The 11,198-nt window shown below is 59.7% G+C and carries 11 protein-coding genes and 1 pseudogene; 2 read left to right on the top strand and 10 right to left on the bottom strand.

The window, feature by feature from the left end; translation table 11 throughout:
• Positions 1-108: 108 nt before the first annotated feature.
• On the bottom strand, positions 109-369 hold the full coding sequence (locus VMJ11_RS00985) for a hypothetical protein (RefSeq protein ID WP_325615997.1): 261 nt from the start codon (positions 367-369) through the stop codon (positions 109-111).
• Between the two features lie 1,104 nt (positions 370-1,473).
• Here VMJ11_RS00985 and VMJ11_RS00990 point away from each other — a divergent pair.
• A pseudogene (locus VMJ11_RS00990) lies at positions 1,474-1,904 on the top strand (transposase); the annotation flags it as partial.
• Between the two features lie 356 nt (positions 1,905-2,260).
• Positions 2,261-2,470: a hypothetical protein gene (locus VMJ11_RS01000; RefSeq protein WP_325616022.1), complete on the top strand. Its 210-nt coding sequence runs from the start codon at positions 2,261-2,263 to the stop codon at positions 2,468-2,470.
• A gap of 220 nt (positions 2,471-2,690) precedes the next feature.
• Here the strand turns inward: VMJ11_RS01000 and VMJ11_RS01005 are convergent, their stop codons facing one another.
• The 9 genes from VMJ11_RS01005 to VMJ11_RS01045 all read right to left on the bottom strand — a co-directional run.
• Entirely contained in the window at positions 2,691-2,903 is a 213-nt protein-coding gene (locus VMJ11_RS01005) for a hypothetical protein (RefSeq protein ID WP_325616000.1), read from the bottom strand.
• 82 nt (positions 2,904-2,985) lie between these two features.
• Positions 2,986-3,756, bottom strand: coding sequence for an SDR family NAD(P)-dependent oxidoreductase (locus VMJ11_RS01010; RefSeq protein WP_325616002.1), 771 nt, complete (start codon positions 3,754-3,756; stop codon positions 2,986-2,988).
• Positions 3,757-3,794: 38 nt separating this feature from the next.
• Positions 3,795-4,964, bottom strand: a complete 1,170-nt coding sequence (locus VMJ11_RS01015; RefSeq protein ID WP_325616006.1) for a DUF445 domain-containing protein — start codon at positions 4,962-4,964, stop codon at positions 3,795-3,797.
• 116 nt (positions 4,965-5,080) lie between these two features.
• Positions 5,081-5,920: a poly(3-hydroxyalkanoate) depolymerase gene (gene phaZ / locus VMJ11_RS01020; protein WP_325616012.1), complete on the bottom strand. Its 840-nt coding sequence runs from the start codon at positions 5,918-5,920 to the stop codon at positions 5,081-5,083.
• Between the two features lie 62 nt (positions 5,921-5,982).
• Entirely contained in the window at positions 5,983-6,408 is a 426-nt protein-coding gene (locus VMJ11_RS01025) for a phasin family protein (RefSeq protein WP_325616008.1), read from the bottom strand.
• Positions 6,409-6,467: 59 nt separating this feature from the next.
• Positions 6,468-8,180, bottom strand: coding sequence for an alpha/beta fold hydrolase (locus tag VMJ11_RS01030; protein WP_325616014.1), 1,713 nt, complete (start codon positions 8,178-8,180; stop codon positions 6,468-6,470).
• A 43-nt stretch (positions 8,181-8,223) separates the two neighbouring features.
• Positions 8,224-8,688 (bottom strand): MaoC family dehydratase, encoded by a 465-nt coding sequence (locus VMJ11_RS01035; RefSeq protein WP_325616018.1) that lies wholly within the window; start codon positions 8,686-8,688, stop codon positions 8,224-8,226.
• Between the two features lie 21 nt (positions 8,689-8,709).
• The gene (locus VMJ11_RS01040) at positions 8,710-10,353 is read right to left on the bottom strand and encodes a fatty acid--CoA ligase (protein ID WP_325616010.1); all 1,644 of its coding nucleotides are present in this window, start codon (positions 10,351-10,353) and stop codon (positions 8,710-8,712) included.
• Positions 10,354-11,075: 722 nt separating this feature from the next.
• The coding region (locus VMJ11_RS01045) for an IS4 family transposase (RefSeq protein WP_325616021.1) at positions 11,076-11,198 on the bottom strand (123 nt) is incomplete at its 5' end.

The raw sequence follows: 11,198 nt of genomic DNA on the forward strand, positions 1-11,198 counted from the left end.
TGCAGCCGCTGGCATATCGCTGTTCCGATTCCACCCATACCACCGGTTACGTAAGCGATTCGCTTTGACATGTTCTACCCCCGGTTCTTGTTACGGTTAACGACCAACCTACTTTTTCCTGACAGTTAATCTCTGCTCTGCCAGGCGACCATGATCTATCAAGTCGCGAAGCACTCTGACTTCCTGCGGCTTGGCGCGCTGCTCCAGTCTTGCGAGAAGTGCGGATGCATAACCCTCCAGCGCCTCGCGTCCGTGACATGCCTCGGACTGAAGAAGAGTTTCCATATCCGCTGCGCGAATGCTTTGCTCGTACAGCATGCTCGCAATATGCGATGCGCCTCTCGCCGACTCCGTCTCATAGTGGTTCATGGGTCCGGTGTCGCCAGATTCCCGTTTTCGTTTAGTTTCGCTCACATCGGCACTTCTGTCTTGCCGCACAGGGCCTGCTGTTTCACCTCAGAAATTCACACGTGCGAGTCTTCGCAAGCGCGACATCCACTGAGGCGCGAGAATCAGGCTTTACGGAACACCCGGCACGCCGACTCCTTACCCCGCAATTCCCAGAAAAAGTAAAGCAGACTTGGCGTCCTGGGGTTGACCCGCGCGGAGTCAGCGAACGTCCAGATCGAGAACGGTGGCGCGCCGTGTACAAGCGTTCAGCGGCGGAATAATGATTCCGCATCGCCAATACTCCACGCCGTCTTCGCACAGGGCTAACCACTTCGCGGCGTGGGGCCGAGCCGAGGCCGCCCCCTTTAAATGCGCTGTCAAGGTGTGCGGCAATGGCACGTCTGCGTCGACTATCCCGGAGGCTACCCTCGAGGTGGCCGAAATTTTCGGCATGTCGGCTCGTCATCTTTGATCTCTCTTAGTTTGTATTATGGTGCAACTCGGCGCCAGCTAGTTCACAGCGTCGGATGAAACTACTCGTTCGCCATGACAACCTGGTGACGCCGCGCTGCGCCCTATCATCAACTCGCACGTGCTCGCCATAGGATACGGGTCGCCCATTTCAGATATTCGTGCGCGCGCATGAGTTCCAAATACAAAATGTAATCCTAATGATACGGTCGCACCGCATTACGGTTGCGGCATGGCTTTCCTAGTCCACAACTGCGCTAAACGCGGAGGGAAATCAAAGCCGTCAGTCGCCGCCAAAGCTAGAGAAGCCTGCTCGAACTTTCCTGAATTCACCATCCCCCGAACGGGGGATAGATTACGAACAAGATGGCCTTCGTTCAGTTCTCGAACGTTAGCACGGTACTTTCACTCTTGCCTTATCCAATTAAATTGATGTATTCCATCCCACAGCGCTCCTCTCCGGGTTTGACGGATAGTTGCCATCCTTCCTCATAATTGCCAAATCCTTAACGAATATATTTTTGCCTAAGAACCTTTAACAAAATGATGCAGGGGCTGTTAGCCCGCAGCGATTGATGTTAACTTCATCATTGTTTCGGTAACGGAAAGGACATGGCCAATCCGATACTCGATGATGAGCTGTGGGCACTCATTGAACCCCTGCTGCTCCCACCCAAACCACGCCGTTCACGCTACCCCGGACGCAAACCACTCGATGACCGGGCAGTGCTCACCGGCATCCTGCTCATCCTGCAGACTGGCCTGCGCTGGGACCTGCTGCCGCGAGATGGGTTGCGGAAGCGGCATGAGTTGCTGCGCCGTCTGCGCGACTGGCAGGCCGCCGGCGTCTGGGACCGACTGCACGAACTGCTTCTTGCAAAGCTACGCGAAGCGGACCGCATAGACTGGTCGCGCGCGGTCGTCGACTCCTCCTCGATCCGCGCGGTTGGTGCGGGTCAAAAACGGGACCCAATCCCACCGACCGTGCGCGACCAGGTTCAAAGCACCACCTCATCACAGAAGCGCCGATTGCCACCGCACTCATTCCCGTCGCCTTCGTCGCTTTCCTTGGATACTGCGCAGGGGCGCCGCAAATATTTTCGGATTGCCTGTTGCCGGCGCTCCTGATTGCCGGGATGCTGAAGACTCCACGCGCGGAACTGTTGCCAATCTTTCCTTCCGGGTGACGGCAGACGTCCCGCTCACACTTTGCTGGTCGCCCGCACGCCCAACAACGGGTGTCTCGCAATGCGGCGCCGAGGTTCTGCCACGCGAAGAGTCGGCCAGGAAGCCCGACTCGTCTGGGAAGAAGATGGAGGCGTAATCGTTATGGGCTTGTCTGGCAACGGCTGGATACGTGTCGTGCTGCCAGCGCTCACTTGTCAACGAGGTGCTTGTCATGGAAAAGGCGAGCGAGTCGTCTCCGGCGCTGTTCATTCTGCCCGTCACCGACGAGTTCGTCATCTCGTCGCTTGATTCAATCGGTGTGGGGACGACGGGCATTGCCCTCTTCGTGTCGGGACTCGTCATCGCCCAGGTAAAGGTGAAGCGGTCGCTTCTTGTGGTGCAAACAGCTTCCAAGGCGCGTAACCGGGCAGCAAGTACATAGTCAGCATGCCTTACGCGCTGGCGACGTCATTGAGGCGCTACCGCGCACTTGTGCAGGTTGTGCTCGCTGCTAGACGAGTATCACCAATACGAGCCCGACCGGTGATTGGATTCTCCTGTTCAGGCCGGCGACGAATGGACGAAGTGGTAAAACTAATGATAAACACGATGGCCGTCGCGGTCGGCATCTTTGTGAAGAACCCTCCTATGCCCACCCGCCGTCATTCTCGCCATCGAGCCTTGGGCACCTGGATATTGAGCAGGGCGAGCGCAGTGCCGATGAACGGCAACCAGACGCGAGGCTCGGACAGCCCCTTCAGGATCGCCCTGACGGCCGCATGAACTCCCACTCCGGCATCCTTGTCCGAGTTCCATCCGAAGCAAGCCAGGTATCGGAACACCCATGAAAACTGGCCGTCGACAAACGCGCTCAAATCGGTGGCTCGAGCGCCGGAGCTTGGTCTGGTTGGGCGTCTCTAGCTTGGGTGCGTCCTCCTATGATTTCACGACCTGCCGCTATTTCGGGGGCATCCGGACCGCGCCGTCAAGTCGAATGACCTCGCCGTTCAGCATCACGTTGCCAAGAATGTGCGCTGCGAGGCTCGCAAACTCTGGAGCCCGTCCGATCCGAGGCGGGAACAGGACGAGCTTTGCCAGCGCCTCGCGAACGGCTTCTGAGACGTCTGCCGCCATCGGCGTTTCGAACACACCGGGGGCGATGGTCACCACCCGGATGCCCGAGCGCGCCAATTCGCGCGCAAGCGGCAAGGTCATGCCCGCCACGCCGGCCTTGCTCGCCGCGTAGCAAGCCTGGCCGATCTGGCCGTCGAATGCCGCAATCGACGCTGTATTGATAATGACGCCCCGCTCGCCCTCCGGGGAAGGCAGGTTCGCAGCCATCGCGTGTGCCGCCAGCCGGACCACATTGAAAGTACCAGTCAGGTTCACCTGGATGCCCTTCGTGAAGAGTTCCAGCGAATGAACCGTACCGTCCTTGCCGAGCACCTTTTGCGGAATCACGATGCCCGCGCACTGAATAACACCTTGCAGGCTGCCGCCTAGTTCGAGCGCACTCGCAATGGCTTGCTCTACGTCTGTTTCGCTCGTCACGTCCGCTGGGACAAAGCGAACTTTTTCACCGAGCGCGGCGGCAAGCCTTTGACCGGCCTCAAGATTGACGTCGGCGATGACGACGTTCGCCGCGGCCGCAGCCAGCATTTCGACTGTTGCACGGCCCAGCCCCGAACTGCCGCCTGTGACCAGAAAGGTATTGCCCTGTATGTCCATGATCAAGCCTCCTCGTGTGTTGACCGTCGGGCTGCGCTTCACTGCGCAACGACGAGCGTGGCCGCATGAAGCGAAACGCCGACCACCCCGCCTACGAATGTCCCGTTGATCCGGATAAATTGCAGATCGCGGCCGATCTCCGCCTCGATCTTTCGGCTGACTTCCTCGTCGTTCCAGCTTCTCATAACCTCGGTGATCAATGCCGATAGCAGACGCCGGTAGCGCACCACAAGCGTCCGGGCGAGTTCCAGCCACCACGCATTCAGCTTGCGTTGAATCGCAGGCTCGCTTGCCACGCTTTTGCCGATCGAGACCAGCACACTCGCAGCCACGCCGCGCAAGACGGAGGTCTCGCGATCGAGGTCGGCCGCCACGCCTGCGCGAACATGATCGAGCACCGTCAGGTAGTATTCGCCGTCCCTGAGATGCCGAAGGCAATAGCGCATCAACGATTTGCCGAGGCGACGATGAGCGGTCGATGTCCGCAATTGAAGAATCAGACCCTGCACAGCCGCGTCGAACTCGCGGCGAAGTTCGTGATCCGGAGTCGCGACGACATCACGGAGCAGCGCAATGACACCTTCGACGAACTTGTTAACGATATAGGCGTCAAGCAGCGCCGGTGTGTACCTCGACGCCGCGCTGAACCTGGCCTTGATCAGATCCACGTTTGCCGTGAGCCAATTCTCCAGCGCGTCGAGTCCGTGATCCAGCAACGGCTGATGCCGGTTCCCGTCGCTCAGGACTTTCAGTATGTTGCCAACGGCGCGTGACACGTCGAGCGTGCGCAGTTTCGGTATTACCATGCGATCGAAAAATCGCCCGACATCCCCGTCGTCGATCCCGTTCAACAACTCCGGAAGCGAAGTGGCCATCACCTCGGCGATGGCCCGGCTGTTGGCCGGCTCGGAGAGCCACCCGGCCAGCGCTTGCGCGGCGTTGTAACCGCTCAGCCGGCCGATGATGAGTTCCGGTGTCAGGAAGTTTTCCTCGACGAAGTTGCCAAGGCTTTCAGCGATGCGCTGCTGGTTCTGTCGAATGATCGCTGTATGCGGGATCGGCAGACCAAACGGGTGCCGGAACAGTGCGACGACCGCATACCAGTCCGCTATTGCGCCCACCGCGCCGGCCTCTGCAAGCGCCCGCGGCCATTGAAGCCACGGATGCTCTGCCTGCCAGGCGACGCACACCAACAGCAGTGCGATCATGGCCGCAAGCAGAAACGTCGCGAATCGCCTCATGTCTCTCAGGCGAATCGCCTTTCGGTCGTCCGCTGTACTGGCTGCTGTGCGCCGCAAACCCTTGTCGCCTTCAGCCGCCACACTCAAGCCGCCCCCCGAAGAAACTTGCGCACGACGGGAGCAACCTGTTTCGCACGCGTGATCAGAAACAGGTGCCCGTCGTCTATCACGTAGAGCGTCGCATTGCGGATGCGCGCCGCGAGAATCTTCGCATTGGTCAGCGGCACGATCGGATCGTCGTTGCCGTGCATGACTAGCGTTCTCTGGCGCAAGGCGCCTAGCCAGGGCAGGCTGCTCCAGCCCCACGCTGCCAGCAACTGATAGAGGTAGCCGCGACCGCGGGGAGCCTGAATATGGCGGCTATGTTCCTTGAGCAGCGCAGGATCGCGCCGATAAGCGCCCCCATAGATTTCAGCCCCGACGTGTTGAAGGTAAGCCGGATCGGTATAGCGGCGCGCCCCGATCAGCTTCGATAGCACCGAGAGTTTCGCCGGTACCATGATGACGCCCGGCGACGTTGCCGCGAGAATCAGTTTGCGGCAGCGCCCCGGATACAGGCGTGCGAATTGCTGTGCGAGCGCGCCACCCCACGACACGCCGAGCACATCGACGGGTCCGTCATATCCCAAACGCGAGAGCAGCCTGTCCGTCAGCACGGACAGCGTCGAGAAGCGATACGGCATGACCGGCGTGGGCGAGCCACCGACGCCGGGGATGTCGAAAATGATGACGCTCACATCCTCCAGGGCCGAGACGAATGGCTCCACAAGTTCCAGATTGGCGCCAATGCCATTGAAGATCAGCAGTGGCGGCGAAGTATCGCTGCGGTGCCAGACGGCGACGCGCAGTGCCTGGCCATCCAGATCGACCGTCCGGATCTGCATGGGGGTAACTGACTCGGAGCTGACAGATGTTTCTCTCATCCGGGAGACCTCATGACAGGACGCTTCGGAGCAAGCAGCGGCGATGCGCTCGCACTGCCGCGCTACTTGCCTTGTTGCAGGAGCGCCTTCCACTCCTCGACGTGCTCCGCGACGCGCCTTGTGATCACCGCAAAACTGTCAGACAGCGCGCGGTAAGCCGTATCCGCCAACTCCTGCACGTCCGTCAGGGTCTTGGGCAACGCGTGTTGAACCAGTGCTGCGGGATTTGCGGGGGCAGGTTCGCTTCCGGACCCGGTCGACCGCGCGAAGAGAGACTGGAATCCGGTCATCGTCGTGTGCAGTATCTCCGACTGCTTTCGAGCGAGCGACTGCATGCCCGCAACGGTGGTCGTGCCGGCTTCCGTCAATGCATCAATGTCCTTGCGGCGCCACTCCAGTACTGTGGCGATATCGATTCGCGGCAGCTTGAACTGCCCGATCACCTTCGTGTATTCAGCGAAGAGACCGGTGGGATTCGTCGATTCCATGATCAGGTTCCCCGAAAGACTGCGTTAAAGAAGGGTTGTCACCCGGCGAGGCGGGTGCTTCACGCTTGTACGACGTAAGTACCAGGCGCCTTCGCGCCCGCTGGATGCCGCTCATTACCGAGCGCGGCCGGCGCTGTGCGCTTCTCGCCGGAACGCGCGGTCAGCCAATCTCGCCAGTCGCTCCACCACGAGTCGCTTTTGCCCTGCGCCACGGCGAGCCACGCGTCCGCATTGGTCGGGAGTTCCTGCTGCGGATTGACGAAGTACTTCGCCTTCGGATTGCCCGGCGGGTTGATCAGACTCTGAATGTGACCACTCGAACTCAGCACGAACCGTGTGCTGCCTCCAAACATCCGCGCCGTGTCATAAACGCCTTTCCACGGCGTGATGTGATCGGTGATGCCGGCCACCACATACTTGTCGCATCCCACCTCGGACAGGTCGATCGGCATACCCAGCACCGCAAGCGCACGAGGCTTGCTGAATAGATTGTCCGTGAAAATATCGAGCAGTTGCCCATGCAGCCCAGCAGGCAGCCGGGTCGTATCGTTGTTCCAGTAGAGGACGTCGAAGGCAGGCGGCGTCTTGCCCAACAGGTAATTGTTGACCCAGTAGTTCCATACCAGATCATTGGGTCTCATCCACGCGAACACGCGCCCCATCGCCTCGCCGGCGAGCACTCCTCTCGCGGTGCTGGCCTGCTTGGCCGCCACGATTGTTTCCGGCGTAACGAAAGCGCCGAGTTGCGACTCCGCACTGTTGTCCAGCACCGCCACCATCAGCGTGGCGGCGTGCACGGTCTTCTCACCGCAGTTTGCAAGATGCCCGAGCAGCGCCGAGATCGTCATCGCTCCGGAGCATGCACCGTGCAGGTTCACGTCGTCGCTGCCGGTGATGTCGCGTACCGCCGCGATGGCCTCGGCAAGTGCGGCGACGTAGGTATTCAGATCCCATTGGCGCTGCGCGGCGGTTGGGTTTCGCCAGCTCACGGCAAACACCTGGAATTCGCTCTTGACAAGATACTCGACGATGCTCCTGCCTTCGGACAGGTCGAAAATATAGAACTTGTTGATTTGCGGCGGAACGATCAGTTGCGGGCGAGCGTAAACCTGCGCGGTCGCCGGTGTGTACTGGACCAGTTCGAGCACCTCGTTGCGAAACACCACCGAGCCCGGCGATGAGGCGAGATTCTTACCCAATTCGAACGCGGTCTTGTCGACCTGTGCGGGCATGCCCTGATTCTCCAGCATATCCATGACCAGGTTCTTGACCCCGCCAACCAGGCTCGCCCCGCCCGAATCGACCAGCTTCTTGAGCGCCGCCGGATTGCCGAGCAGCGTGTTCGTCGGCGACAGCGCGTCCGAGATAAGTGACAGCACGAACTGCGCACGCTCCTTGCTCTTCGCGTCGAGTGCCGAACGGTCGACGAACCGTGTGAACGCGTTGCGCCAGACGAAATAGCCTTGCATCGTGATCCGATACCACGAATTGTCCTGCCATGCAGGATCGGCGAAGCGTTTGTCACCCTGCGCCGGCGTGCATGGCGAGCTGCCGCACAGTACGGAAATCAGCTCGCGTGCGAGCGCCGCTTCCTGCTCGACCAGCAGCGCGGGTTGCCGCAACACCTGTGCGCCGATCTGCTGGGCCGTGGCCAGGATGTCACTTGAACGCAGCCCGACGAAAGGGTGAGGGCCAGGCATGCCGTACGGGGCGCGTGTGGCGATATCAGTGGCTTGCTTGCTGCGTGACGGGTGCTCAGTGGTGGTCGCCATCTGCATCTCCTCTATCGACTGTTTGGTTCCGTCTAAAACCGGATCAGGCCACAAGCATGGCTAACGTCTCAGCGATTAACGCGGGCTTCGCCTCGCCCTCGATCTGGAGTTCGTTCAACGTCTTGACGATGACACGGCCGCCGTCTTTTTTCTCAACGGACAAGAGGGTTATGCGGTTTCGCACACGCGCTCCGGCTTTGACCGGCGTCATGAAGCGCACCTTGTCCAGCCCGTAGTTCAGACCGGCTGATGCGTCCTCGGGAATGAGGCCGATCTCAATTAAGAACGCCCCTAGCAGGGAGAGCGTCAGATACCCATGGGCGATTGTGCCGCCGTAAGGGCTGTCGCGTTTCGCGCGCTCGGCATCCACGTGAATCCACTGCCTGTCGCCCGTGCATTGCGCGAAAGCGTCGATGCGTGCCTGGTCGACGAGAGCCCAATTCGATACTCCCAGCTCACGGCCGACGAACTCGTCAATCGTCGCGAGGCTGTATTCGTTGATGCTCATCATGTTTGCTCCGCGTGAGGGTCATGCAAACTGTTCGCGCAACCACTTCTTGTTCATCTTGCCGACGCTCGTCTTCTTCAGCTCATCGACGAACCTCACCGTTTTCGGCACGGCGTACTTCGAAATACGCCCTGTTGCAGCGAATGTCAGCAGATGCTGTTTGATGTCCTCCTCGATGACCGTCGCGTCCGGCTTGAGAACCACCAGCGCCGCGGGCCGCTCGCCCCATTTGTCATCCTTGACGCCGATCACCGCCACTTCAGCGACGCCCGGATACAACGAAATCAGGCTTTCAATTTCGATCGACGAGATCCATTCACCACCCGACTTGATCACATCCTTGATGCGGTCCGTGATCTGCAGATTGCCGGTTGTGTCCATATGGGCAATGTCCTGCGTGTGCAGATAGCCGCCGGCCCAGAGTTGCGCGGACGCCTCGGGATTGTTCCTGTAGCCCTGGGTGAGCCACGGCGCTCTCACGACAATCTCGCCGCAGGTCTTGCCGTCGTGCGCAACGTCTTCCATCTCGTGCGTGACGATGCGCAGATCGACCAGCGGGATCGGCAGACCGGTCTTGCAGCGCAAGCGCACCTGCTCGTCGTGGTCAAGCGACTCGCTGCCAGGCTTGAGCTGCGCGAGGGTCAGCACGGGACACGTCTCTGACATGCCATAGCCGGTGAAGACGTCAATACCTCGTTCGAGCGCGGCGCGCGCGAGACCATGCGGCAAGGCTCCGCCGCCGATCACGAGCTTCCAGTTGCTGAAGTCGGCGGATGTCGCCTCGGGGCAACTGAGAAGCATATGCAGGATGGTGCTTACGCAATGCGAGAACGTGACGGCTTCTTCGCGAACCAGCTGTATGATCCGGTCCGGCATGTAGCGGCCGGGGTAGACCTGCTTGACGCCCAGCACTGTGGCAATGTAAGGCATGCCCCATGCATGGACATGGAACATCGGTGTGAGCGGCATGTAAACGTCGCCGCGGTGAAATCGCTGGCCCGACACGGGGCTTGCTAGCGCTGCCATCCCGGTGATCGTGTGCAAGACCAGTTGCCGGTGGGAAAAGGAGACGCCCTTAGGCAGGCCGGTGGTGCCCGTCGTGTAGAACGTCGTGGCTCGCGTGTTTTCGTCGAAATCGGGAAATGTGTAGCTTGCTGCGCTCGCAGCGAGGAGGGCCTCGTATTCAGCTGCAAACGGGATGGTGTGCGCGCAAACCTCGCTGTCCGGTTCGTCGATCCAGACGAACGCACGCACCGTTGCCAGCTTGTCCTTGATCGCCTCGATCACCGGCAGAAAATCGGTGTGAACGAGCAGTATCTCAGCACCCGCATCGTTGATCGTATAAGCGATTTCCGTCTGCGAGAGCCGTACATTGACGGTTTGCAAAACGGCGCCCATCATCGGCACCGCAAAATAGCACTCGAGGTAGCGGTGGCTGTCCCAGTCCATCACCGCGACAGTACTCCCGTATTGGACACCTAGAACTTCAAAGCCATTGGCGAGCCGGGCAATGCGCTCCTGCAGCGTTGAATAGGTCATTCGCAACTGCCCGCCGTAGACGATTTCCTGGTCCAGCGATTGGGAAAACGGCGTGTGCAGCAGTTGCTTGATGAGCAACGGATACGCATACACCGGCGGCATCGGGGGTCTGGCGTCAACCTGCATCTATGTCTCCTTGCGTCCGATATCGGATCTCGGGGTTATATAGGTTCTTGTGCGCTTGCCCCATACAGTCCGTACCTGTTGATTCCATCATCCTTGCCGAAATGGTCCCGGGCCATCCCCCAAAAGGGGGATAGAAGAGCCGGTCCGAGCACCGCGGCGATCGGATCTGAAGTCCGGCCGCACCCCACGTTCACGGGATATGAGGTTATCTCAAGAGGTCGATCTCTCTGGACGAAGGACAGCCTCGCGCGTTTCTAGCGTCGAGGCAATCCGTATCCGAGTCATTGAAGCTCGTAGAACACTCGCCAAAAGAAAGCTTCACATTTTAGTTTTGTCGTCAATCCCCCATTTGTGACTTCAACATTCCCGGTCGATCCCATCGTCACAATAGCTCCTGTGAAGCGTCTTGATCCGTCGGCACGGTAGGCGTTTTTGCTGTCCGCCGTTTTCAACCTGAGGTTCGCAAACTGACGAAACTGTCTTATGCCTAGAAGCTCTGGCTGCCGCTCATCCTGGGTCTGTTGTGTCTCGCTGGAATATCGGTCTATGACGCCTACCAGACCAGGGAAGTGCGGCTGCACGAGCGCAAGGCTGACTTGAAACACGCCTCGGATATCGCCAATCAACTTCGCCCTCTGTCATCAGTTGCGCCCACCAATTTGTAGTTGCGGACGCAAGTCTGCGCCCATTCAGCCCATTCAGCCCATTTGATTACACACAACTCATTCGTCAAGTTCTCGTGCGTACCGGAGTCCGGCGGCGAAATCCATCACGCGCTGCAGACCTTGCCAGATGGTCTTGACTCCGGGTTCGCCATCGCCTTTGCGCGCCAGGAAGCCGCCAAG

Source organism: Paraburkholderia sp., assembly GCF_035501035.1.
In the GTDB taxonomy this organism is placed as follows: Bacteria; Pseudomonadota; Gammaproteobacteria; order Burkholderiales; family Burkholderiaceae; genus Paraburkholderia.